The sequence below is a fragment of the Lederbergia citri genome (genome assembly GCF_018343625.1).
GTDB classification, from domain to species: Bacteria; Bacillota; Bacilli; order Bacillales; family Bacillaceae_C; genus Lederbergia; species Lederbergia citri.
Genome location: NZ_JAGYPG010000002.1, coordinates 435,470 through 460,509 on the forward strand (window position 1 = coordinate 435,470; position 25,040 = coordinate 460,509).

Annotated in this window: 21 protein-coding genes; 8 read left to right on the plus strand and 13 right to left on the minus strand. The window is 37.7% G+C overall.

What is annotated here, in order from left to right; translation table 11 throughout:
• Positions 1 to 124: 124 nt before the first annotated feature.
• From KHA97_RS10870 to KHA97_RS10920, 11 genes are all read right to left on the minus strand, one after another.
• The gene (locus tag KHA97_RS10870; protein WP_213124769.1) at positions 125 to 1,732 is read right to left on the minus strand and encodes an extracellular solute-binding protein; all 1,608 of its coding nucleotides are present in this window, start codon (positions 1,730 to 1,732) and stop codon (positions 125 to 127) included.
• A 51-nt stretch (positions 1,733 to 1,783) separates the two neighbouring features.
• Complete coding sequence (locus KHA97_RS10875; protein WP_213124770.1) at positions 1,784 to 2,947, minus strand: MFS transporter; 1,164 nt, start codon at positions 2,945 to 2,947, stop codon at positions 1,784 to 1,786.
• A gap of 103 nt (positions 2,948 to 3,050) precedes the next feature.
• On the minus strand, positions 3,051 to 3,662 hold the full coding sequence (locus tag KHA97_RS10880) for a YesL family protein (protein ID WP_213124771.1): 612 nt from the start codon (positions 3,660 to 3,662) through the stop codon (positions 3,051 to 3,053).
• Between the two features lie 36 nt (positions 3,663 to 3,698).
• Positions 3,699 to 4,541: a carbohydrate ABC transporter permease gene (locus tag KHA97_RS10885; RefSeq protein WP_213124772.1), complete on the minus strand. Its 843-nt coding sequence runs from the start codon at positions 4,539 to 4,541 to the stop codon at positions 3,699 to 3,701.
• A gap of 1 nt (position 4,542) precedes the next feature.
• A complete protein-coding gene (locus KHA97_RS10890; protein WP_213124773.1) occupies positions 4,543 to 5,487 on the minus strand; it encodes a carbohydrate ABC transporter permease in 945 nt (314 codons plus the stop codon).
• A 72-nt stretch (positions 5,488 to 5,559) separates the two neighbouring features.
• A complete protein-coding gene (locus tag KHA97_RS10895; protein WP_407658034.1) occupies positions 5,560 to 6,897 on the minus strand; it encodes an ABC transporter substrate-binding protein in 1,338 nt (445 codons plus the stop codon).
• Positions 6,898 to 7,292: 395 nt separating this feature from the next.
• Positions 7,293 to 8,801 (minus strand): alpha-glucosidase/alpha-galactosidase, encoded by a 1,509-nt coding sequence (gene melA, locus KHA97_RS10900; protein ID WP_213124775.1) that lies wholly within the window; start codon positions 8,799 to 8,801, stop codon positions 7,293 to 7,295.
• A gap of 119 nt (positions 8,802 to 8,920) precedes the next feature.
• The gene (locus tag KHA97_RS10905; protein WP_213124776.1) at positions 8,921 to 9,808 is read right to left on the minus strand and encodes an AraC family transcriptional regulator; all 888 of its coding nucleotides are present in this window, start codon (positions 9,806 to 9,808) and stop codon (positions 8,921 to 8,923) included.
• A 66-nt stretch (positions 9,809 to 9,874) separates the two neighbouring features.
• A complete protein-coding gene (locus KHA97_RS10910) occupies positions 9,875 to 11,167 on the minus strand; it encodes a DUF4129 domain-containing protein (protein WP_213124777.1) in 1,293 nt (430 codons plus the stop codon).
• Positions 11,168 to 11,181: 14 nt separating this feature from the next.
• A complete protein-coding gene (locus tag KHA97_RS10915; RefSeq protein WP_213124778.1) occupies positions 11,182 to 12,279 on the minus strand; it encodes a DUF58 domain-containing protein in 1,098 nt (365 codons plus the stop codon).
• Positions 12,280 to 13,239 carry an AAA family ATPase gene (locus tag KHA97_RS10920; RefSeq protein ID WP_213124779.1) on the minus strand — a complete coding sequence of 320 codons (960 nt, stop codon included), beginning with the start codon at positions 13,237 to 13,239 and terminating at the stop codon, positions 12,280 to 12,282.
• Between the two features lie 125 nt (positions 13,240 to 13,364).
• On the opposite strand from KHA97_RS10920, the gene KHA97_RS24285 reads away from it, so the two are divergent.
• On the plus strand, positions 13,365 to 13,493 hold the full coding sequence (locus tag KHA97_RS24285) for a hypothetical protein (protein ID WP_267912425.1): 129 nt from the start codon (positions 13,365 to 13,367) through the stop codon (positions 13,491 to 13,493).
• 447 nt (positions 13,494 to 13,940) lie between these two features.
• Here KHA97_RS24285 and KHA97_RS10925 read toward each other — a convergent pair whose 3' ends face one another.
• Both KHA97_RS10925 and KHA97_RS10930 read right to left on the minus strand, forming a co-directional pair.
• On the minus strand, positions 13,941 to 15,491 hold the full coding sequence (locus tag KHA97_RS10925; protein ID WP_213124780.1) for a glycosyltransferase family 2 protein: 1,551 nt from the start codon (positions 15,489 to 15,491) through the stop codon (positions 13,941 to 13,943).
• Positions 15,492 to 15,762: 271 nt separating this feature from the next.
• Positions 15,763 to 16,821: a family 43 glycosylhydrolase gene (locus KHA97_RS10930; RefSeq protein WP_233713444.1), complete on the minus strand. Its 1,059-nt coding sequence runs from the start codon at positions 16,819 to 16,821 to the stop codon at positions 15,763 to 15,765.
• Positions 16,822 to 16,989: 168 nt separating this feature from the next.
• On the opposite strand from KHA97_RS10930, the gene KHA97_RS10935 reads away from it, so the two are divergent.
• The 7 genes from KHA97_RS10935 (at position 16,990) to KHA97_RS10965 (ending at position 25,018) form a co-directional block, all read left to right on the plus strand.
• Positions 16,990 to 17,919, plus strand: a complete 930-nt coding sequence (locus tag KHA97_RS10935; protein ID WP_213124781.1) for an ArsR/SmtB family transcription factor — start codon at positions 16,990 to 16,992, stop codon at positions 17,917 to 17,919.
• 291 nt (positions 17,920 to 18,210) lie between these two features.
• Positions 18,211 to 19,467, plus strand: a complete 1,257-nt coding sequence (locus KHA97_RS10940; protein ID WP_213124782.1) for an ABC transporter substrate-binding protein — start codon at positions 18,211 to 18,213, stop codon at positions 19,465 to 19,467.
• Positions 19,468 to 19,516: 49 nt separating this feature from the next.
• Positions 19,517 to 20,458, plus strand: a complete 942-nt coding sequence (locus KHA97_RS10945) for a carbohydrate ABC transporter permease (protein WP_213124783.1) — start codon at positions 19,517 to 19,519, stop codon at positions 20,456 to 20,458.
• A gap of 27 nt (positions 20,459 to 20,485) precedes the next feature.
• Positions 20,486 to 21,328, plus strand: a complete 843-nt coding sequence (locus KHA97_RS10950; protein WP_325167441.1) for a carbohydrate ABC transporter permease — start codon at positions 20,486 to 20,488, stop codon at positions 21,326 to 21,328.
• Between the two features lie 6 nt (positions 21,329 to 21,334).
• A complete protein-coding gene (locus tag KHA97_RS10955; RefSeq protein ID WP_213124784.1) occupies positions 21,335 to 21,994 on the plus strand; it encodes a DUF624 domain-containing protein in 660 nt (219 codons plus the stop codon).
• A gap of 16 nt (positions 21,995 to 22,010) precedes the next feature.
• The gene (locus KHA97_RS10960) at positions 22,011 to 22,973 is read left to right on the plus strand and encodes a glycoside hydrolase family 43 protein (protein WP_213124785.1); all 963 of its coding nucleotides are present in this window, start codon (positions 22,011 to 22,013) and stop codon (positions 22,971 to 22,973) included.
• 242 nt (positions 22,974 to 23,215) lie between these two features.
• A complete protein-coding gene (locus KHA97_RS10965) occupies positions 23,216 to 25,018 on the plus strand; it encodes a glycoside hydrolase family 2 protein (RefSeq protein WP_213124786.1) in 1,803 nt (600 codons plus the stop codon).
• The last annotated feature ends 22 nt before the right edge of the window (positions 25,019 to 25,040 follow it).

Sequence of the window (25,040 nt, forward strand, 5' to 3'; positions counted from 1 at the left end):
AAAAGTCTCCCTTTCTTTCAACTTGTACGAACATGCTACCATTTTTAGCAAGTAAATTCAATTGCATGTAGCGATACTGTTAAATTGTTAACAAAAAAATAAGAGGAAGAAATAACTCCCTCCTCTAAAAATCTATTTTATTTACTTGGTACTCATCATAATACCTTTGCATTATATCTATTGTCTTGGAAATTCCTATGCTTTCTAACTGCTGCACATAAGTATCCCATTCTTTTTCCATACCGCCTTCTGTTACCCATTTTCCGAAAGCACCCATCGAAATATTCATTAAGGCAGTATTGATCTGTGTTAATACATAATAATCATCGGGGCTGTACTTGATGAAAATGTCAGGGTACACATCTTTTTCTTTATTAATGGAATCGAGTGCTTCTTTTAACGGTTTCGTTTGGTCAACAATTGCTTCTAAATCAGAGCTTGGAGTTAGATGCAACGTGTCTGGTATATACATCGGGCCCTTATCTCCCCATGTCGTTGTCCATTTCCACGTAGCCGGGTCCAGCGCGAGATCCTCTGGCGGAAGCACCGTGTATGTTCCATCCCCATTATCGGAAATATTGGACCCAATCGAACCAAATAAAGCTTGCATGCTGACAATCGGATCGTAGAGTTGGTTAATGAATTTCATCGCTGCGTCCTTGTCTTTCGCTGAAGCGGACATTTGTACCATATTAGCTCCATACGTTAATCCATAGTAATCATAACTCCAGGATACTTGTGCGTCTGAGCTTGATGAAACTTGCAAAGACGGCATGGAAACGTATTGCGAGGCTAACGTATTGCCAAATCGTTCAGATAACTCCCAGCCCCATGTAAACCCTACATTTGCTGTATTCCCATTACCGCGTGCAACGGATTGATATAAAGCATAATCGCGGGATATGATGTCTTCTGTCAATACACCAACTTCCCAACATTTATGTAAAAATTTTATTAATTCCTGCACACGCTCGTCTACAAAAAAGTTTTTCACGACTCCATCTTCAACGAAATATCCTTGTCCCCCACCGTTCGTGATCGTAATTCCGACACTCCCTAACATAACAGTAGGATGGAAGAAATCAAAGCCTCCCATTCCAAGTGGAGCAAAATCCATTGGGATCTCGTCATCAGGGTCTCCATTTCCGTTGGCATCATTTTCCTTAAAAGCCACTAAAACTGCGAATAATTCATCCCATGTCGTCGGCACATCCAAACCTAAGTTATCTAACCATTGTTTATTGATAAATTGTCTTGTCGCCGTTTCCGTTCCAAAGGGCTGATACTTTGGCAATCCGTAAATCTTTCCGTCCAATTGAGTCGCAATCACTTTCGTTTCAGGTTTATCCTGAAACATTTGCTGAACGTTCGGACCATCCTTTTCAATTAATTCCGTCAAATCTTGAAACAAGTTTGGATATTGGGCAAATTCAGCATCCGTTATTGCATATGAACCAATAATAAGGTCGGGAATTTCTCCGCTAAACAATAATTCTTGTTTTACTTTTTCCCAATCAGGAGAAGTCACTTCCTGCCATTCAATTTCTACTCCGGCATTTTTCTCTGTCTCCTTAAGCCAATCCATTTTGGCTACATCTTGGGTTAGTGGATGTTTTACAATAATAGCATTTAGTTTCACTTTACTCTTTTTACTTACCCCAATACTCATACAGCCCGCCAACATAAACGCACTAATGGTTATCATTAATAATGCTGAGAGTCCCTTTTTCACGACTTTCCTCCAATAATCATTCTTACTATAATGATACCAATTTTTGTTAAACTAGGCTGCTGATTTTTCAAGTTTTTCTGATTTTTCTAAATAGAAACTTATAAGTATTATCAATATTAACGGCATTGATAAAATTCCAAATAAAACACCCATTTGCACATGCTCAGCAATAAATCCGAACACATAAGGAATGGTCATCCCACCGATTCCACCTGCTGCAACCGCAAGACCAAAAGCGGTTCCCGTATATTTGGATGAAAACATCGTTCCAGCCTGTGATACGACGAGTGGCCATATTCCTGAAAAACCAAGTCCCATTAAAAACAATGTCACGGGAGCAATTGAATTGAATACTGAAAATACTTGCGCCACAAGCCCTGTAATGGCTACAAGGCAAAGACCGCTTACGAGAATTTTATTTGAAAATCTTTCTGCCAACCATGCTGAAATAAAGCGCCCAATCGTGATGCCAAACCAAAGCAGACCTACCATAAACCCAGCAAAGGTTTGATCATAGTTTAAGTCGGTTAAATGTTTCGGTGTCCAACCCCACGCAGTCGTTTCCACTCCAACATAAAGTGCTATCGCGGTACAAAGCAGGATGAAGCTTTTATTGCCTAAAATGTTTTTAAATGCAGAAACATCGAAACTCTCATCTGTTTCTACTTTTGGATATTCGTATCTCGTGACCCATATAACAGCTGCAAAAGCTAAGATGGTCGCAACGAAATAGGCCGTATTCCATGAATAATTTGAATCGATTAACCAACCGGAAAAAGTAGGACCTATAATCGCTCCAACACCAAAAAATACGTGTGTAAATGTCACTGCCCGTCTTTCGTTGCCTGGATTGACGTCCGCAACAATGGCACTAAGTGTACTCTCGATAACTCCACCAAAACCACCCACTAGAAAAAACATCACGATGGAAAGTGAAAAGTAAGGAGAAATGGAGAAAAATAGGAGTGAACTTGCAAATCCTAAACCTGACCAAACAACAACTCGTTTTTTCCCGATACGATCAGAAATAATTCCTCCAAATATAATCGCCACTGTAAATCCAGCGGCAGAAACGGAAAAGAAGGACCCCATTTGCGCCACTGACAAATGGAAAGATTCAGACATTTTTTCAATCAATGGTCCAAGCATCGTCATCTGTAAACCAAACACCAAAATTGTGAAATTAATGGCATACGTAAAAAGTTTTCTATTCATGATGTTCCCCCATACACACGAGTCAGCCCCTTACCGACATTCGGAAGGGACTGATTTCGCTTACATTTTTATTTTTTTGAATATTTCTCATTTTAACACAAACTTAGCTTTTATCCAATTTGTTAAATACTTGCATGGCTACCCACATGCAGCCTGATAATCCAATCGCAATTGAGAAGAAGATAATAAATGCGGGGATTTCCAAAGAAATATAAAGGACTATGAAAATGACCATTCCAAGTAAAAGAGTATAATGTATCTTGGAAATTCCAAGAATGAATGCATTTTTTACATGTTGATACCAAGCTGCCTCATAATGAGCCATCAACGGAAAGGACCATAAAGCGATAATCGTATAGAAAAAAACTAACAAGTAAAAAGCAAATGGAATGATAAATAGAAGATCTGCCGTATTCAACATCACTCGATAATTCAAATAAAGTACAATGCCAATTATCGTAAGAACCCATCCTAGTAAATTGGCGTTTTTAAACTCTTGCTTATAAATCTCCTTGAAGGTTCGAAAAATATGAATCTCATCATTGCCCATTATCCACTTTCTCGCCATTCCAAGCGCTGCAACCGTTGTTGGAAAAACTCCGGCCAAAAATAATCCGCGAAAAGAAAATAAAAACCATAGCCCGTTCAGAATTGCGAGGCGCATAATCCATTGCAGGATTTGATCAAGTGAAGATACGATTTGTTTACCATCCATGTTGCCGCCACCCTTATTAGATTCTTTCACTCTATGTTATCCTTTTACACCTCCGACTGTAAGCCCTGTCACAAAATAACGTTGGAAAAAGATGAACAATAAAATGATTGGAACAATCGTCATGACCGAACCTGCAATAAGTACATCATAATTATTTCCGTACGGCGTTAATAATGTTGCCAACCCAATCGGCAATGTGAACATATCATTCGAACGCAAAACGATAAGTGGCCATAGGAAATTATTCCAGCTTCCCAAGCCTTGTAAAATTGCCATCGCTGCTAAAGATGGCGTCATTAATGGCAGCATGATTTTAAAAAAGATCCCATACTCTGTCGAACCATCAATTCTAGCTGCATCCATTAATTCCTTAGGAAGTCCAAGTGCAAATTGCCGAAAAAAGAACACGGCTATTGGCGCAACAATCGCTGGCAGCATAACAGCCGTATATGTATTGATTAATTGCCAACTGATCATGAGCTGGTAAAGGGGCAGCATTAATATTTCAAATGGCACCATCAAAATAAATAAAACGAGCATAAATAAAAAATTTCTTCCTTTAAAATCATACAACGCAAGCGCGTATCCAACCATGGAAGAGAAAAACAAAGAAAGGATGATTGTAATCGCCGAAATGATTAAACTATTCCCGTACCAGTCCCAATAATTCCCCGCCACCGTGAAAATATAAATATAGTTGTCCACATTTAACGAGCTCGGATCGAATGTTAAACTAATCCCATTGCGCATCAGCTCGGATGAAGGTCTAAATGAAGAAAGAAGCAAGCTCAAAATTGGGAACAACGCGATTAAGGAAATGATAACAAAAAATAGATTAATGACCCATTTAAGTCCTTGATCACTTTTTTTCAGTTTCATATTATTCATCTCCCTTTTTAAAGGCTCCGGTGAGGATAAGCTGAATAAAACTAATAATAAAGATGATAATCATTAACACGACACCGATTGCAGCACCAAAACCCATATTATTCTGCTGGATCCCTTGCTGATAAAGATATCCGACAACCGTTAATCCGATATTCCCGGGAGAGCCGGTTCCCCAGTAAACGAAGCTTTCTTCAAACATCCTGTATCCCCCGATGATTGAAATCGTCGACACAAAAATAGTAACTGGTTTTAAAAATGGCAGTGTCACGAATCGAAACTTCTGAAATCTAGACGCTCCGTCGATTTCCGCCGCTTCGTATAATTCATCCGGAACAGTTTGTAGTGCAGCCAAAAAGTATAAAATATTGACTCCCATCCAACGCCAACAACAGAGCAAAACCATTAAAAGCATTCCAGACCACGCATGGTACCGCCACTCAATCGAGTTCGACCCTAACCAATTCATTAACTGGTTTGCCGCAGCACTGTCTGTCTCACCAAACAACAAACGAAAAACCATACCCGCCACAATCGTAGAAGTTAATGCCGGTATAAATAAGGAAGCTCTAAACAAGATTTTGAATTTAACAAACTTCGAATCTAGTAAAACAGCTAATATAATCGGGACTGTAACTAAAATGACTACGGTCAATACTACATATATCGTCGTATTGGATAATGCTTTATAAAAGGTCGGGTTAAAAATCCGGGAATAATTTTTGAATCCTACAAAGGTAATTTGCCCCGGCAAAATATTTTGGAAGCTCATGATAAATGCTTTGATTGTTGGATAAAGTGTAAAAACTAAAAACGAGAGTATAAATGGCGTAACAAAAATATATGGTACAACTTTTTTTGAGTTTAAAAACTTATAAAGTTTGTTTGGGCTCTTTATCGGTGCAAGTTCTGTCGCTGTATTTCGCGGTGTTGGCAGCATTTGATCCACCTCTTTGTTCCTTAATAGGGCAGGAGTTAGTTCCTGCCCGCCAATAATCCTTATTGTTTACCTTTACTGCTTATTGCTTCTAATCTTATCTGCAGCTTCTTTCAACGCTTCTTCCGCCGTTTGCGTCTGCTGCCTTAAGACACTATCAAAAGTGACCGTGTTGATTTCGTTCTGTACTTCAGGCGTTTGTGCAGTAATATGCACAGGATTGATTTCATCTCGAATTTCAAGTAGCGTGTCAAAAATATCGTTACCAAAATATTGATAGAATTTATTGTCCTGTTTAACCTCATCACTTTCCCATACGTCCCAACGAGGTGGATCAAATCCTAATACTGTCCATAATTGAATATTGGCTTCCCTTGAAAGCTTTGCAAACGCTAAAAACTCTTTCGCAAGATCAGCATGCTTCGTTTGATTCGTAACGACCGTCCCAGTTCCTCCCATACCTGCCGAACGGAATCCACCTGGCTCCCAAGCAGGCATCGGACGAATAACGATTTTATTCTTTAAGTCTGGCATATAATCTAAAAATCTACCCATATACCATAATGGCATTGAAATGGAAGCAGCCCCACCGTCATTCATATAGGCATAATATTCTTCCGCATGAGGTTGTCCCCCTGGAGTCAATTCAGCAATTTTATGCACATAAACGAGGTCATGCAAGAACTGTAATGCTTTAATATTTTCGGGACTATCAACTGTTACATCACCATTTTCATCGAACCAATCCGAACCTTGTTGACTTATCATCGCCCACATTGGGATATAGTCACCCGTTGGCACATTCGCCATCATTTTTCCAGTTTTGGCAACAACTTGTTTCCCTGCCTCTACATAGTCATCCCACGTTTTAATGGAATCAATATCAACACCTGCTTCATCCATTATTTCCTTGTTATAGTACATGACGGATGCCCCGACGTGTGTTGGCATGCCGTAATATTGGCCGTCCTTGCTGTATATTTCTAGTCGCGCTTTTACAAAATTGTCGATTTCCGGATCAACAAACTGATTCATCGGTAATAATTGTGGCTCACCTTGCAAATAATTCGGGAAACGACTAATTTCGATATCGGAAATGTCCGGAGCACCCTTTCCAGATTGCAAGGCTAAGAGCAAGTTATTATGCATTTGGTCATATGGATATGTTTCCGCTTTCAATTTAATGGGTCTGTCAGGATTGGCTTCATTCCAACGCTTTGCAGCATCTTCAAAAAACTCCATATGCAAGGAAACGAATGTCCAAAACGATAATTCCGTTGCACCTTTAATATCATCACCTACAACGACTGTATCTGTAGCTCCCTCGGAGTCAGAGCCAGATTTCTTGCCGCTACATGCAACGAGAACAATCGCCATTAACCCAACGAGTAATATAAATAGGCTTTTTTTCATCATTAATCTTACCCCCTATTTTTTGACAAAGCTCGTTAAACAGGAAACGCTTTCAATTAATAATAGAAATCTGCACCTCCTCGGTTTTTACTTACACAAGTACGGTTGTTGTACAACTATTTCGTATAATTTCTTTAACCTGTACGAACATGTTAACATTTACGTTGAATGGGGTCAACCGAATAATTTGTGTTTCATTGGAGTTTTTCCCTTATAAAATCTGAGTTTATTCGTCATTTTTAGATAAAACCACTATATATTCTACATAGTTAATTATGTGTAATATTTCATTCTTATACGTACAATATATAGAGTTCAACAACTGATACGTATTATTTCGATTAAAAAAGAGTGATCGCAGGAAAAAATGCAATCACTCTAATCGTTTATACATTTTATTTTACCTCAGCTGGCCTCTCCTTCGCCTTGTCGGCTTCTCCCGCATTTTTATTTGATACTTCCCGGTCTTCCGCCATTTCTTCGACAGATTTCACTCTAATACGAGCTGCCCCTTTGTAATGATCTTTCGTTGGAATAAGATTACTAGAAGCGAGGCGGTTCTTTGCCTCTGCGATTGCCTCCTTATATTGAGGCAGCCATTTTTCCTGTGCAACAAGCATCTCATCGGTCAGCTGCCAAGTTTCTTTCGGATTGCAGACGGCGCCAGTAAGCGGGTCCATCATCATTGCCTGACGGAGTAAAAAATCATCTCCATGGACTGCTGCTTCTACTGCTAATCTTTGTACTGATATGCTCGCGTTACAAACCGCAGCACAGCCAAGCGGTAAGTCTCCGACATGCGGCATATTAATTCCATTACGATCAACATAACCCGGAGCTTCAATGATAGCGTCATCTGGAAGATTCGTAATGACTCCATTGTTTACCACATTAAAGTGACCACGGTATACTCGTCCTGTCTCTAGACCTTCAATAATCCACGAACCGTGCTCTTCACTGCGATTCTCCCCTGTGTATTCCATCGGTTTTTCTTTTAACCAATTTGGAAAATCAGTCTCAAACCAGTTCCTACCTTCTGTACATACTCGCAGATAGCCTCCGGTTTCACCGTTAATCCATACGCCTAAATCAATCCAATCGTTAATTTCTTCTGGACGTTTCCTATACCAAGGAACATATTCACTTAAATGCCCATTTGATTCTGTACTGTAATAGCCGAAACGTCTAAGCATATCGATGCGGACTTTTTCAGTCTTACTGAATTCGGGATGATTCTCAAATGCTTCCAATATTTTATGCGTCAAATCTTCACCATTATGTTTGACACTAATATACCAAGTTTGATGATTGATTCCTGCACAAATGATATCGACTTCTTCTTTTTTCAGACCAAGAGCCGTTGCAATTTGCCAATGTCCGCCTTGCACACCGTGACAAAGTCCGATTGTCCTCACTCCACCGTACTTATTACAAGCCCAGGTCATCATGGCCATTGGGTTTGCGTAGTTTAGCAGCAGTACATCTGGAGCTGCGACTTCGCGAATATCCTTACAGATGTCTAACATCGCGGCAATCCCGCGCTGCCCATACATAATTCCACCTGCACATAGTGTATCGCCAACACATTGATCAATACCGTATTTTAACGGAATATCCACATCCATTTGAAAAGCTTCAAGCCCACCAATACGTACAACGGAAAAAATGTATTTTGCATCTTTGAATGCCTCTCTGCGATCTAAAGTCGAATAGATTTTTATATCTAATCCATTTTCATCAATATCTCTTTGGCAAAGCTGGGTAACCATGTCCAAATTCCGCTCATTAATATCAGTAAAAGCAACTGTGATGTTATGAAATTCAGGTACCGAAAGTAGATCACGTAACAGTCCTCTCGTAAACCCGATACTACCTGCTCCAATGAAAGCTACTTTAAATGACATAGGCATATCTCCTTTTCATAAAAATAATGATTGCTAGTATCATAGCAATCATTACAGACTTATTATTGCAGGATTATAACTTTTTCGATTGACGATATGTTTAAAATCTTAACTTCTTCTTATCGGAATTTTTCTATTTGGCTGGAGTAATTTCTTCTATAATCAACAGGTGTCATATTTGTATGCCTTTTAAAGATTTGACTAAAATATTGACTACTATTGATTCCAACATAATGTGAAATTTCAATAATGGGAATGTCTGTATCAACTAAAAGGGTCTTCGCCTTGTCCATTCGCAAAGTGGTTAAATACTCCATAATGGTACATTTCATCATTTTTTTAAAGATTCGATGAAGATAGCCTGGATGCAAATTGACCACTCGTCCGACGTCTTCTAATTTTAATTCACAATCATAATTTTGATGAAGGAATTCTTTCACTTGGTTGACGTACACATTCGCTTGTTGGTTTTCCTTTTTCATTTTACGATCGCGGGTGACCATTCTCGCTAATTGAATAAGCAACTGAGATAACAGAAGCTGAACCATCACTTGCTTATCTTCTTTTTTATCACTTTCCAGAACCAGATTTTTTAATGTATGATAGATTTCATTCGGATCCTTCAAAACTATGTATGGAATATTCATATGTAAAAACTCCGACAACGCGGTGTTTTCAAGTGCTAACTCCTTAATCGATGGGAAGCTTCCACTCGTTTCTATAAAAGAAAATTCTACGTTTAACATTCTGCAAGTATGCCCAGAAGCAACAATCAGTCGGTGAGGAATATTCGAATCAAGTAAAATAAAATCGCCTTTTTTCAACGTATATGATTCCGATAATGTTTCTACAATACATTCCCCATTGATTACATACATGATTTCTATATCTTTATGTGCATGGAATGGCATTTCATATGGTGGCCATTGCTTAAAATAGTAAGCATTGATTTTAGGAAAATAGTGATTTTTTATTAATTCCGGGTGGAAGATGCTTGTTACCGACATGGTTTTCCCCCTTGCTAATCGTGAAAAATAAAAGGGACCTCTTAAATGATCCCATAGAAAAATAATTTATTCTTTAATCAACATTCGCAATCCATTTATCCTACTCACCTCAACATCTTGCTCACCATACCGTACTTGCTCATATGCATCGCGCAACTCTTCCAAAGTAGACTTTTCGGCCACTAACGTTTTTAATATTTCGATTGTTTCTCGAGGAGTTTTAGATGCTTTGATGTCCATTTCTTTTTTATTTTGCTTCAGCATTTGTTTATACACGTATCTAACCTTTTGTTCATTTGTTAAAGAGTCCCATCGTGGCTCGCGTTTAAAAATTTGCTGAAAAAGTCCTTTTGCCTTTTCCTGTTGGGCTTCCTTCCATTCCTTCCAATCAAAGACACTTTCTTTTTCATCAATATATTGCGTTGAATCCTCTAAATCTGCTGAACGGAAGATAATATTTTTCAAAAACGTAATAAACCTTTTTAGAGCCTTCTTTACAGCCATTCTTACCCTTTTTATTAATAAAAGGAGCATTCCTACTGCTAGAGCTATTATTGCGGCGTAAAATACATACATGAAAATCATTTCCAAAAATTTCAAAAAGGCATTAGGCTCTCCTTTTTCTAAATCAAGTGCCATCTGTGGAGGAGAAGTATCTTCTGCAACTCGTTTCCCTTGGTCAGATCCAAATAACCATAAAATCATCTGGATCAAACCTTTAATTACTTGAATAATCGCTTCTTGTATAATTTTTCCATTGGTTAAAAGAAGAATAACCGCAGTTGTTAATGCTAGATAAACTCTATTCTGGTTTTTAATAGCCCGACTAATAAACGGTTTCTTTTCTTTAGATAATGTCGATGCCCTCAACTGCTCGCTATTTGAAATAAAAAGAATAATGACAACTACAGCCGCTCCGCATAATGAAATGATTGGCAAATAAAATTTAAAGATTTCAACGTAGCGGAAAAGCAGGTAACACACAAAATAAATTCCAAAACCTCCGTACCACATAAAAGATGTAGGCAGAAGAGTTTCCCAGCGGCGTCCTACATACATCATTCCCCGATAAATACATACTGGATGAATGATACATAACAAAATCAAAGTTAAAATGGATTGATCAAACAAAATACTTGGAATCAACCCAAAGACAAAAGAACAAATGGCATACACCCACCATTGCTGCTTCGGAAAGAAGGTTCGAAATAGTACACCGACAATAAACAATCCGAAAAGAATAGGAACCCAAATCCATAGCAGTTGGGGCATAACAAGAATTCCAATGATTAAAACTAGCGGAAAGAAAAGGAGGTATTCGAATAATCCTTGAATGAGTGTCACGATTAGTCTTTTCATTTCCTATACCTCCTTTAATTCGCTTTCTTTAGTAAAATGTCAGATTGTAAATGAAGAACTTCCACGGAATTCCCTTGTGCTTCTAACTGTTTGATTATTTCTCTCATGCCATCCGTCATAAGCGCCGTAATTAAGAGAATATCGGTCCCTTGTAAATCATGATCCACATCTTCTTTTAAGAAAAAATCAAAAAATGTACTTGTCCCTATTTTTACTTTTGCCATCGTTTCAAATAAATGAGTTAGTTGCTGCTTGCCATTCTCAGGCTCAATCCGAATCGGCTTTTTATCCATTTCATCAAAATACGCATTGCAGCCAAAACCTGTCGCAATTCCATTTGCAATCGCATATTGGGCAATGGATGCCGCATAGGAAAGCGCTTGTTCCATAAGAGCTTCGTCTACTATCGGGATGCGGAAATCTTCCGTTTGATTAAAATTAATATAAATCATTAAATGATGGTCTGCAGAATAATCCTTTTTACTTACTTGGAGACGATTCGTACGAGCGGTCGCTTTCCAATTTACCGAATTTAAAGGATCTCCGTATGCATAATCACGGACACCAGCTGTCAAAAACGGATCTTCGATAATCCAGCGCCTGACGATAATATCCCCTAACCAGCTATGCGCTGGCAGCGGGATGTTTTCCATCGGTACTAATTGTGGATACACGGTAATCTCCGCAGCTGATGATACACTTTTAAATCTCTCACTAATTCCAAATGCATCACCGGTTGAAAGGGACACAGTTTTAAATTGATAATGTCCTCTTTTCGCGCAAGTCAAAAACTGTCTTCGCTTCACTTTTTGATAAGGCATTAAGCTAAATAATGTACGATGATAATCCCCACTATCGACTTCATTATCGGTGGCGGAAGATTTTTGGAATTGCAAGTTAGCACTTATTTTCGATTCGAGACGAAGCCACGGTATCGGAAGCAGTTTTTTATTTGAAATTTCGTCTATCATTTCAACTTTTTCGCCTTCAAAAACCGCCTTTTCGGAAAAAGATCGCGTATATTCGATTCGCAGTAAACCCCATTTATGATAGATGTAAGCTTGAACCCCAACTACCGCAAATGTTATCAAAATAAACCACGCAATATTCATTTACTTCACCGTCAATTCTTCTGCTGGAACCGTAACTTGATCAATGATTTCATCCAATAGTAGTTGGGCCTGATTTTCACGAAGTCTCATCGTATGTGCTAAAATGAGACGATGTGCCAAAACAGGCTTTGCCATCGCTTTTATATCATCAGGAATCACATAATCCCTACCTTTTAACAATGCGTAAACCTGAACTGCTTTGAGCAATGCCTGACTTCCACGCGGGCTGACGCCTAATTCAATATGTTCATGATTCCTCGTTTTCTCAATAATTTCCATCATATAGCTGAGCATATCGTCACTTACATATACTTTTGAATACAATCTCTGCGCTTCTAAAATATCTTCCTTACTCGCAATCGGCAGCAATTCATGAATCGGATTTTTTTCTTTAAATCGTTTTAAAATGGCAATCCCCTCTTCTTTGGAAGGATAGCCCAAGTTTAATTTTAATAAGAAACGATCGAGCTGGGCCTCCGGTAAAGGAAATGTTCCTTGACTCTCGAGCGGGTTTTGAGTCGCAATGACGAGAAACGGCTTTTCAAGAATATGTGTCTCACCATCAATCGTCGTTTGCTGCTCCTCCATACATTCAAGCAGGCTCGACTGTGTTCGAGGCGTCGCACGATTTATTTCATCCGCTAAGATAATATTAGAAAAAATAGGTCCTTGTCGGAACTCAAACTCGCCTATTTTTTGATTATAAAAATTAATTCCCGTCACATCGGAAGGAAGTAAGTCAGGCGTAAACTGGATGCGTTTACAAGAACAAGAAAGCGACTGCGCCAACGATTTTGCTAGTAACGTTTTCCCTGTTCCAGGGACATCTTCCAGCAGCACATGCCCTGAAGATATTAATGCCACAAGCAGCTGGTCAATCGTATCTTCTTTCCCAACGATAACTTGTTGAATATTTTGTTTTACACGATCGGCAAGGTCTTTTATTTGTGTTAATTCCATAAAACACGACTCCTTTTCCATAGCTGTATTCAGATTAATACACGAAAATTTTTGATTATTTTAATTATACACTATTAATCTACTGAAAATAATGATAGAAATGTAATGCGGGAGAGAAACCTGTCTTGGGGAATCTTGAATCGGATCGTAATGCAGGTGTAGAGAATAAGATCTCGCGGATGACGAATAGAGTGGTCGCGATGGCTAATATAATCGCCATGACAGCCAATAGAACTGCTGGGATGGCGAATTGAAACGCCGGGACGGCGAATTGAACTCCTGCGACCGCGAATAGAACCACCACGACGGCGAATTGAACTCCTGCGACCACGATGGTGAATAAAACTGCCGCGACGGCGATTCTATTCGCTTAAACTTCCAACCGAAACGCTGAATCAAATAGATTTACCAAAACTACTAATAACAATTCGCAATCGGCTAATAGATTCTACAATAGTCGATTTCTAGCACAAACCCATAAGGTAATAAGCCCGAACTTCGAGAGTTCGGACCTCTGTATCGAGCCTCTTTCTTATCTTGATAGTGCTGTTCATAGCATGAGCAATCGGCCGGTCCACTTCAAAAAAAGCTTCACCTGCTCCTGTGAATTTACATATATGCGAAAAGCCTGCATCTATATGCAAGCCTGCGCTATTAACATTGGATAAATGTCAGGTTGCCCATCATTAAAAAACCTTTCTTCACTTTATTTTAATAGCAACATTCGAAAAGACCGTATGATAAAAAATGAATTCTCGGTTTAGGTAACGATGTTTTATTTCATTTTTAATCAGTTGCCTAATATTCATTTTCATATAATCATTATATCTTACGAAAATGGAGTAATTGGAAGGTGGTAAATCTTTTAATGAGTCAAATTTGAATTCAATAAGTCCTTCTCCATTTTCTTTTATAGTCACTGGCAATACATAATCATTATGAGCATTTTTCAAGTCTCGAATTAATACATCTGTTATGGAATGAATGGAATCACCATAAACATGAAAGTGAAGGATATACTTATTCCCTTGAAAATAATGTTGTTTAAAGGTGAGATATATGGGCAAAGGAATGTATTTAAATCTTTCCTCAAGGAAGGGAGTAACAAGATAAGGCTTCTGATTTTTTATTACAACTTCTTTTACTTTTTCGGATTTATCCCATTCCAACAGTTTTGTTACTGTACTATACCTACCTTCGCGAATCAATTCATATATTACTTTGTGAATAGGCTGTAAAAAATTCTCCGTAAAATCATATGATAATTTTTTTGTTGTCTTCAAAATTTGTTTGTACTTATAATAATACAGCAGTTTAAATTTTGTATTTTGAAAATGAGGAGTCGTAAAAAGCCTTCTCGTTAAATCCATTTCATATATTCGATTCACAATCATTTTTTCAATTTCAATATCAAATTTTCGATTTAAAATATAACCGATGATTTCTAAATCATATTTTGTTTTTTGTAAAATATTGGTTTGATTCGTTAAGCGCGTTTTTTTCGTTTCATTCAAGCGATTTACGTAATAGATCGGCTTCATGGTAGTTGAAATGGATTTACAGCTTGTTAGTATATCAATAAAAAATTGTTTATCTTCCGCAAATTTCATCTCTGGGAACTGAATCTGCTGCTCTTTAATAAAACTCGTTCGCATCATTCTTGCAGTTGGACCAAGATGATGAAATATATGCGGGATGGAAATAGGAGAAACGCTTCTTCTTTCTTTACAAGATTGGTGTTCTCCTACTACTTGAGTTCCTCTATTATCCACTTTGATTGTTTTTCCTACAGCATAAGGGTCGCCTGTTTCTTCTAATATGTCGTAAAGTACTTGTAAGCCATTTGGATCGAGCCAATCGTCTGCGTCTAAAAAGGTAATATAGGGTGAACTTGCTAATTCGACGCCAATATTACGAGGACGTCCAGGTGTACCAGAATTACAATCTAACGAAACTACAATCATATTATCGTGTTTTCTTTCAAAATCTAATAAAATTTCTTTTGATCGATCTGTGGAACAATCATCTATTAATATGTACTCGATATTTTTAAAGCCAAGAGTTTGATTCATTACGGATTCAATTGACTTTTTTAAAAACTTTTCTCCATTATAAACAGCGGTAATAACAGTAACTAAATATTCTTTCTGTCTTTTGGATGAATGGTTATGTACAGTATAGGCTACTCGTTTTCTTGGTTTATGAAAATGTTTAAAATACGTTGTATCCAATAATTTATATTTTTGGATCATTCTTCACGTCATTCCTTAAAAAAATCTCATTGAACATGCTGCTCAGAAAAAATTATTAACTAAAAAACTTTCAGCACGCTATCATTATTTTGGTCTAAAAACAAATAGACTATGCACTTATTACTAATGATTCATACAGACACCTGTACACCCCGTCTACCATTGGTCATATTCATCGCTGCTTTCGCCACATAAACTGTTCTTCGTTTCACTTTTTTACCAACATAAAAAAAGCCAGCAAGATTCTTATCCTTGCCGGCTTGGTCTATTCTTAAAATGCTGGTCCTTTTCTTTCTACATCACTAGGGGAATCGTTTTTAATCATTGGCCACCCATCTTTCCAAATGATTGGATCAATCATCATCGGTCTTTTTGTGGCGCCATTCGAGAGCCAGCCATCTTCTTTATCAATTGCATGATATACTAACCAATCTGTACCTTTTTTATCCTTTATAATAGCATTATGTCCTGGTCCGGCAAATGTGTCGCTTTCGGATAAAATTAAGGTACCTTCCGAATAAAGTAGATCATTGCCATCTTGGTCGAGATATGGTCCTTTGATGGAGTCTGCTTTCCCAACAGATACACGGTATGTACTCAATTCTCCTTCACAGCAAGATCCGAGTGATCCGAAGAAATAATAGTCACCATCTCGTTCAATAATCCAAGGTGCTTCAAAAGCATTGCCTGCTATTTGGAATTTTTCACCGACTGTTTGTAAACCGTCTTTTGTTAATTCTATGCCATATATTCCGTGAAAGCTTCCCCATACCATATAAGGGGTACCATCAGTATCAGTCATAAAGTACGGGTCAATAGAATTGTTTACCCCGATTTCTTCGCTAGTAAAAATGGGGCCTTGATCAGTAAAAGGTCCTTCTGGTTTATCAGAAATCGCAACTCCAATTCCAGGGTCTGGATCACCCCAAAGAGACATGGAATAATAAAGATAGTATTGATTATTGAAATAAGCGATATGCGGAGCCCATAAAAAGCCATCTTTCCATGTAGGCGGCTGATCAGTAAAGGCATCACTTACATATTCCCAATCTACTAAATCTTTTGAGCGAATAATCGGGATTTTACGCAACCCCTTGCCATCACCCCAATCATCTTCAGTACCATAGGCGTAAATATAGCCATCTTTTGCTTGAATCACTGAAGGGTCGGCAAAGACGGGATCAAATACAGGATTTTTGTATTTTGCAGAACTTTGGGATTGAAACAAAAAAATAAGACTAATTAAAATTCCTACCAATAATATTGCTACAACAATCCACATAACAGTTCGGCTGTTGTTTCTTTCTTTCTTCATTTCGCTTACAGTCATTAATCCTCCCACTCCCTTAAAATAATTACGCTTACAAAACCTAATATTCAGTAAAGATAGCTTAAAATTAGATTTTATTCTATACTATTAATAATTCTTCCGCAATTCATTTCAATAATTTTGTACTAAACATTTTTATAGAAATAAAATAAAGTTGGAGGTTACTATATGCTTGAACTAACAATCGATGAGCCTGAAGCATTAATAAAAGTGTCTCATGCTCTTTCGTCTAAGGTACGCATAGATATTTTAAAACTGTTAAACGTAAGAAAAATGAATATTAATGAAATTGCCGAAAAGCTAGATCTTTCCGTTTCGACTATTGCATCAAATATTAAAGTATTGGAAAACGCCGATATTATTGCTACAGAAATTCAGCCGGCATCAAGAGGAACAATGAAAATATGTTCTCGAAATTTTGAAGATGTGTATATGAATTTAAATTTATTTATGGGAAAAAATGATCCGAAAAATTATTATCAGATCGACATGCCTATCGGTCATTATGTTAATTGTGACATCTCGCCGACTTGTGGATTAATTGGAAAAACCGGCATTATTAAGCCGGCTGATGAGCCTTCTATATTCTTTCTTCCAGAAAGAATGTCGGCGCAGCTTTTATGGTTCAGACGAGGATTTGTAGATTATCGTTTCCCTATGCTTTTACCGCCTAAGGCAGTTATCCAATCACTTCAGTTTTCTTTTGAATTATGTTCTGAAGCTCCTAGATATGACCATGATTGGCCTTCGGATATAACGGTATGGATTAATGGAGTGGAAATATATACATGGACTTGCCCTGGAGACTTCGGTGATCGTAAAGGAAAACTAAATCCTGCATGGTATCCGATAAATCATACACAATACGGTTTATTGAAAACTTGGAAAGTGGATAATAGCGCAAGTTATCTGGATGATGTGAAAGTATCATCTGTTAATATTTTGGACTTGAAGCTTGGAGCAAATAAACATGTTGATTTAAGGATAGGAATTAAGCAAAATGCAGCTAATGTAGGTGGGATTAACCTTTTCGGCCAAGAACTTGGAGACCACGCTCAAGATATTGTGATGAGAGTGATTTATGAACTTGATGAATAAAACGTCTTTTCTTCTTTTTGACCCCTAATCTAAGGGGTCTTTTTTTTGTAGTCTTTTATTTCTTTCCAGCACAACTTTTAATACTATTCAATATTCTTGTAATGAACAGAGACAAAAACCACGATTTTCACCTGATATTGGTTGACTTTATCTTTTGGTAACGTTATCATTTGAATTAAATAAACAAAAAAGTTGTTTAATACAACATTTTTGTATTAAAAGAAAAGGAGGATCATATCTTTTTCCAATCTATCTATTTTTGTTAGGAAATTATTTTTAGGGGGATTATCCATGAAAAAAGTAAGAATTCTCGTATTACTTTTAAGTTTTGCACTCATTCTTTCTGCTTGTGGTGGTACGAAAACTGGAGGAAAAGGCGAAATCACGCTTGAGTACTGGAACATCTTTACAGGTCCTGATGGAGACAATATGAAAAAGATGGTTGATCAATTTAACGAAGAGCATAAAGGTGAAATCAAGATTAAATCACAAACAATGCCAGCAGGAAATTTCTATGACAAGATTCGGACTGTCGTATCAAAAGGAAATGCTCCAGACGTAGCGATTATGCACCTAGACCAAATTGCAAAGTATTCCGATCTTGGAGTACTTGAACCGTTAGATGATTTAGCAGCGGGCTTAGACATGAGTGAGGATGATTTTATTCCTCAAGTATGGAAAGCTGGAGTATATGATGGAAAACGCTATGGTATTCCATTAGACGTTCATCCACTTGCCTTATATTACAATAAAGATTTATTGGAGAAGTCTGGATTTGATGCACCTCCGACAACATTAGATGAACTTATTGAAATGAGTAAAAAAATCCAAGAGGATAATAGCGGTGTATGGGGAACTGCGATTCCTCCACTATGGCCATCTGGTTTCATTTTCCATTCCTTGCTCTATCAATTTGGTGGAGAAAGTACAGACGCAGAAGGTAAAACTCCACTTTACAACAGTGAAGCAGGAGTAAACGCTCTTCAAACAATGGCTGACCTTGTCCATAAAGAAAAAATTTCTCCAAACAATATCCAACAAGATGGAGAAGTAACACTCTTTAGACAAGGTAAACTAGCTTTCCACTTCAATGGAATTTGGATGATTAATGGTTTCGAAGAACAAGAGGGCTTAAATTTTGGTTCAGCCCCTATCCCAGTTTTCGGTGAAAAAGCGTCAACATTTGCAGGTTCTCATAACTTTGTATTGCCAAAACAAAAGAAAAAGAATGAAGCAAAATTGGAAGCGGCAATGAAATTCGTTAAATACGTGACAGACAACAGCTTAGAGTGGGCAAAAGCTGGACAAGTCCCAGCTAAAAATTCTGTTCGTGAAAGCGATGATTTTAAAGCGCTTGAACATCAAAGTGCCATTGCTGAACAAGTTCCATACCTCATCTTCCCGCCGGCTTCACCAACCTTTATTGATGCTTGGTCTCCGACGGATGAAGCTATTAATCTAGCTGTATTAGGTAAAAGCTCAGCGAAAGATGCATTAAATGCGGCGGCTGAAAAAGGTGAAAAACAAGCTGCAGCAGCAGCTAAGTAAAAACATGTGGGAGGGAATTCCCTCCCTTATTGTTTCAAGGAGGGATAACATGATTCCTAATACGAAAATTTCAAAAAAAGAAATTAAAATTAGTGGGGGAGATCATAAAAAAGCGAATCGGTTTTTACCGTATGCTTTTATTGCGCCTCATTTTTTCTTTTTTACGGTCTTCTTGATTTTTCCAACTCTGTATGGAATTTACCTTAGTTTCCATACATGGGACTTTTTTGGCACACCGGAGTTTGTAGGTCTGCAAAACTATATATATCTCATTGTTGATAAAAATAGCCTTTATTTTTCATATTTTTGGAGTGCTTTTAAACACACGATTTATTTTGTTATTTTCTCTGTGCCTCTATTAATTGTTATTCCACTTTTCGTAGCAATCGGACTTGATGCTAAGCCCTGGGGGAGCAACTTTTTTAGAGCAATCTTCTATGCGCCTAGTTTGTTTTCAATTGCAACCGTTGCTCTGATCTGGATTTGGATGCTTGATACAAATGCCGGTCTAGTAAACTATTACTTAGGAAAACTTGGATTTGAGGCTATACCTTGGCTGACAGATTTGCCTTGGGCATGGGTTTCTTTAATCGTCATGACTATTTGGTGGACTCTCGGGTCGAATATGATTTTATTTTTAGCCAGCCTCCAAGACGTCCCCACCCATTTATATGAGGCTGCAAAAATAGACGGAGCAAGTGTATTTAGACGGTTTTGGCATGTTACTTTACCAGGGATAAGGAATCAAATGATTTTCATATTAATCATGACAACCATCGCTTCATTTAATATATTTGGCCAGCCATTTATGGCTACAAAGGGTGGACCAGGTACAGATACAAAAGTATTACTCATGTACATTCAAGAGGTCGCTTTCACCGGTAATTCCGAAGCGGGAGTAGCATCTGCCATGGCCATTCTAATGGGAATTGTTTTGGTGACGGTAAGTGTTATTCAATTTAAAGTAATCAATAGTGAAGATAAAGAATAAGTTCCTTTTTGAAAGGAGGAAGGCACAGTGTCTTTAAAAAGTGAACAAAGAACAACAAAGCTAACTAGTTTTATTTTACTATCTGTAGTTGGAGTGTTTTGGATTGCACCGATGATTTGGATTTTATCCACTTCTTTAAAGCCTGAAAGTGCAGCAATCTCATGGCCGATTAAATGGATTCCAACAAATCCGACATTTCAAAACTATATCGATGTCATATCAAATACAAGCGAAGCCCCTATTATGAGATGGTTTGTCAACAGCCTTTTCATCGCTGTCACCCATACCATTTTTGTTTTATTTATTACATCTTTGGCTGCCTATGCTTATTCTCGCTTGAAATTTAAAGGGCGCGACAAAATATTTTGGTTTTTAATGGCGACGATGATGGTGCCGCCAATAATGAACCTTATTCCGAATTACAGTATTGTTGATACTCTCGGTTGGGTTGACACACCTTGGGCAATGATTATCCCCGGTCTTGGAGGAGTATTCGGTATATTCTTATTACGCCAATTTTTCTTAGGCATTCCTGATGAACTAGAAGAAGCAGCAATCATTGATGGCGCTTCACTCTTCCAAATTTACTATCAAATTATTCTTCCTTTATCAAAACCAGCACTTGTAGTACTGGCACTTTTTACATTTATGGGGAACTGGAATGATTTCCTCTGGCCATTAATTGTAACAGACAGTGTGGAAATGAGAACTTTGCCGGTAGGATTGTCCATTTTGCAAGGTACGTATAATATTCAGTACGCAAAAATGATGACGGCGACCGTCCTTTCCGCTATACCGGTACTAATTTTATTCTTAGCAGCTCAGCAATTTTTTGTAAAAGGAATTTCACTTACAGGTGTGAAGGGGTAATTAACGATGAAAGCTTCCTTAAAGGTATTTCATAAAAGTATCTATGAAGCATACCAACAATTGGGATTCGTTATTCAATTAAGTCTTCTATGGTTGCTGTGTTCTATTCCTTTAATAACAATCGGATTTGCTAATAGTGGTGTTTTGTATTGTATTGAACATAAGAATAATAGAAATAGTTTATTTAAAAATTTCTTCATTGGGATGAAAGAATACTTTAAGCCAACTTTATTATTGACAGCATTGTATTTATTTTTTGTAGTTCCGGGGATTCTTTATTTTTCGATTCTATTTTCTTCTGAAAATATATGGATCATAAGCCTCTCATTAATCATTTTATATGGATTACTGTTAGTGCATCTCATGCTCATCTATATTTTTCCATTGATGATGAAACAAAACGAAATGAGGGTCTCACGAATCCTGGCAAAAACGTTTAAAATCACGATTGAAAATATTGGCTTTTCTATTAATGTGTTTATTTATATCTTATTGGTCACAGCTATTACCGTTATTTTTCCTCTTCTTTTACTTATTTTAGCTGGAGTGGTTGGGTTCATTCTATATTATTCAGTCACGCACACTTTATCTACCTATTCAACCTCACACGAAGAAGTGGAATGGAAAGTGAACTGGAGAGGGTCTTGGAGACCATGGCGCACATAAAGTTAGGAGGGAAACAATGGATAGCATGAAAGAACAACTTGTTATTTCCTATCAGAATCCAGTTGGAGGGATGACTGAGATTGGCGACCCGTTTGTTTTGAAAACAAATGATTTATATTATATGTTTGCCACTTCAGAACCATCAAGAGGTTTTAAAGTATGGAAATCTAAAAATCTCGTCGATTGGGATGATGAAGGATTGGCATATGATCATGAGATGCAGCCGGAAGAATGGGCTACTGGTGATTTTTGGGCACCGGAAGTAATTTATCATCGAAACAAATATTTTATGACTTACAGTGCGCGAGATAGGCAGGGACATCTTAAAATTGCTATCGCAGCAAGCGAAAGTCCATCGGGGCCGTTTATTGATATTTGTAAAGATATTGTCCGGCAGGAAGGTTCTTATATTGATGGGCATATTTTTAAAGAGGATGACGGTACACTTTTCTTCTATTATGTAAAGGATTGCTCTGAAAATATTATAAATGGAAAGCATGTGTCGCAAATTTTCGTTCAACCGTTGAATGATGACTTGACTCAATTAGTAGGTGAGCCTCAGCTTTTATTGGAGCCTGATTCTGAATGGGAAGGGTTGGACGCAGATTTTCAATGGAATGAGGGTCCATTTGTCATCAAGCATCAAGAAAAATACTATCTGATGTACTCAGCAAACTTTTTTGGGAGTGCGGACTATAGTGTTGGCTACGCTATTGCCGAGCATCCTATGGGGCACTTTATAAAGGCGGAGGAGAACCCTATTTTAGTAAAAGATCTCGAAAAAGGGATTTCTGGACCTGGGCATAATAGCGTGACTACGAGCTTGAGTGGGAATGACATGTATATCGTATATCATACACATACGTTTCCTGACAATCCGAGCGGGAATCGTCAAATGAATATCGACCGCCTTTATGTTGAAGATGGAAAATTAAAGGTAGATGGTCCAACTGCAAATAAACAATATATCTTTCTTTAGTAAATGATTAAGAAAAGCGCAAGCGCCTTGCTCATCGACGTACAAACTTCAGGGGCTTCGACTGAGATAAAGGAAACACGATGAGTCTGATAGGACGAATCGATGTTGACTTATCGTAGGGAGAAGGACAAGAAGTTTGCTAGTCGATAGGCGCTGGAGCTAGACAGCAAAAGTCTAAATTCAAAAATATAGACTATAAAAAACTTATACTTTCTTATCTTTAGATAAAGGAGAATCACAACATGGCTTATAAACAAGAATATCCAAGACCTCAATTCGTGAGGAAAGACTGGCTGAATTTGAATGGAGAATGGGATTTTACATTTGATCGAGAAAATGTGGGTACAAAAGAGAAATGGTATCAAAAGCAGGAAGCATTTGACCGCAAAATAAATGTACCATTTGCCTATCAATCTCGTTTAAGCGGTATCCATGATCCGTCCTTTTGTGATCAGGTATGGTATCGGAGAACATTCAATGTTGCGAAAGAGTGGCAAGATCAGCAAATCATCCTTCATTTCGGCGCTGTAGATTATCGTTCTTGGGTGTACATTAATGGTAAATTCGCAGGCTTCCATGAAGGAGGACATACTTCTTTTTCATTTAATATTACTGAATTTTTGACTTGGGAAAATGAAGAAATTGTAGTAAAGGTTGAGGATCCATCAACAGATGAAACCATCCCTCGTGGAAAGCAATTTTGGAAAGAACAATCAGAAGGCATTTGGTATACCCGAACCACTGGTATTTGGCAAACAGTATGGCTAGAACCAGTCAATGAAGTGCGAATCGAAAAGTTACGGCTTACACCCGATATCGATGAAGGATATATTAACATTGAATTCAATGTAACTGGTGATTTTTCAGGAAACGCTGCGAAAATAGATATACGTTTTAAGGGTGAACTTTTTGCAAGCGATACGTTCCATATTCAATCACCTTATACTAAACGTTCCATTAATATTTATCAGCAACAAATTTTCAGAACTGCTTTCCATCATCAAGGCTTGAATTGGACACCCGAAACACCTAATTTGATTGATATTAGCATTCAGTTGACAAATGAAAATGTAGTGTTGGATAAAATCGATTCCTATTTTGGGATGAGAAAAATTCATACTGAAAATGGAATGGTCTATTTAAACAATCGTCCTTATTATCAAAAGCTTGTATTGGACCAAGGTTATTGGCCGGAAGGTTTATTAACGGCTCCTTCAGACGAAGATTTAAAGAAAGACATTGAGTTGGCAAAAGAGATGGGCTTTAACGGATGTAGAAAGCATCAAAAGGTAGAAGATCCTCGATTCATGTATTGGGCAGACAAGCTTGGTTTTCTCGTCTGGGGTGAATGTGCGTCTTCTCCATACTATAGCGAAGAGGCAGCTGCTAGATTAACAAAAGAGTGGATAGAAATCATTGAAAGAGACTACAATCATCCTTCAGTCGTTGCCTGGGTTCCATTGAATGAAAGTTGGGGTGTTCCAACGATTAGAACGGATAAGCAACAACAACATCATTCATTGGCATTGTATCATTTGATACATTCGCTAGATAAGACACGTCCTGTTATTTCTAATGACGGTTGGGAATTAACGAAAACGGATATTTGCGCTATCCACAATTATAATCATGGTAATAAAGAGGAGAATGCCAAGTATCAATATTACAAAGATTCATTGGCTACAAAAGAAAGCATCCTTCAAGCACAGCCAGCACATCGTCCAATATATGCTAATGGATTCAAACATGAAGGTGAACCAATCTTATTAACTGAATTTGGAGGCATTGGTTTTAAGGTAGGAGAAGAATCAGGATGGGGATATACTTCTGTTACAAATACAGAAGAATTCGTCCAAGATTATAAGCGGATCATGGAAGCGGTATATGCCTCAAAAATCTTGCACGGTTTCTGTTACACGCAATTAACGGACGTTGAGCAAGAAATTAATGGATTACTTACGTATGACCGGAAACCAAAATGCGATTTAGCAAAAATTAAAGAAGCAAATGATATGTGGCATCAACCGATTGTTGATCACTCATAATCCAAAAACATAAAAAATAAGC

What these genes read in the sequence shown, in the direction of transcription:
- KHA97_RS10875 (WP_213124770.1), bottom strand. Translation starts at nt 2,947, where the DNA reads ATGAATAGAAAACTTTTTACGTATGCCATTAATTTCACAATTTTGGTG.
- KHA97_RS10880 (WP_213124771.1), bottom strand. Translation starts at nt 3,662, where the DNA reads ATGGATGGTAAACAAATCGTATCTTCACTTGATCAAATCCTGCAATGG.
- KHA97_RS10885 (WP_213124772.1), bottom strand. Translation starts at nt 4,541, where the DNA reads ATGAAACTGAAAAAAAGTGATCAAGGACTTAAATGGGTCATTAATCTA.
- KHA97_RS10890 (WP_213124773.1), bottom strand. Translation starts at nt 5,487, where the DNA reads ATGCTGCCAACACCGCGAAATACAGCGACAGAACTTGCACCGATAAAG.
- KHA97_RS10895 (WP_407658034.1), bottom strand. Translation starts at nt 6,897, where the DNA reads ATGAAAAAAAGCCTATTTATATTACTCGTTGGGTTAATGGCGATTGTT.
- melA (WP_213124775.1), bottom strand. Translation starts at nt 8,801, where the DNA reads ATGTCATTTAAAGTAGCTTTCATTGGAGCAGGTAGTATCGGGTTTACG.
- KHA97_RS10905 (WP_213124776.1), bottom strand. Translation starts at nt 9,808, where the DNA reads ATGTCGGTAACAAGCATCTTCCACCCGGAATTAATAAAAAATCACTAT.
- KHA97_RS10910 (WP_213124777.1), bottom strand. Translation starts at nt 11,167, where the DNA reads ATGAAAAGACTAATCGTGACACTCATTCAAGGATTATTCGAATACCTC.
- KHA97_RS10915 (WP_213124778.1), bottom strand. Translation starts at nt 12,279, where the DNA reads ATGAATATTGCGTGGTTTATTTTGATAACATTTGCGGTAGTTGGGGTT.
- KHA97_RS10920 (WP_213124779.1), bottom strand. Translation starts at nt 13,239, where the DNA reads ATGGAATTAACACAAATAAAAGACCTTGCCGATCGTGTAAAACAAAAT.
- KHA97_RS10925 (WP_213124780.1), bottom strand. Translation starts at nt 15,491, where the DNA reads ATGATCCAAAAATATAAATTATTGGATACAACGTATTTTAAACATTTT.
- KHA97_RS10930 (WP_233713444.1), bottom strand. Translation starts at nt 16,821, where the DNA reads ATGACTGTAAGCGAAATGAAGAAAGAAAGAAACAACAGCCGAACTGTT.
- KHA97_RS10935 (WP_213124781.1), top strand. Translation starts at nt 16,990, where the DNA reads ATGCTTGAACTAACAATCGATGAGCCTGAAGCATTAATAAAAGTGTCT.
- KHA97_RS10940 (WP_213124782.1), top strand. Translation starts at nt 18,211, where the DNA reads ATGAAAAAAGTAAGAATTCTCGTATTACTTTTAAGTTTTGCACTCATT.
- KHA97_RS10945 (WP_213124783.1), top strand. Translation starts at nt 19,517, where the DNA reads ATGATTCCTAATACGAAAATTTCAAAAAAAGAAATTAAAATTAGTGGG.
- KHA97_RS10955 (WP_213124784.1), top strand. Translation starts at nt 21,335, where the DNA reads ATGAAAGCTTCCTTAAAGGTATTTCATAAAAGTATCTATGAAGCATAC.
- KHA97_RS10960 (WP_213124785.1), top strand. Translation starts at nt 22,011, where the DNA reads ATGGATAGCATGAAAGAACAACTTGTTATTTCCTATCAGAATCCAGTT.
- KHA97_RS10965 (WP_213124786.1), top strand. Translation starts at nt 23,216, where the DNA reads ATGGCTTATAAACAAGAATATCCAAGACCTCAATTCGTGAGGAAAGAC.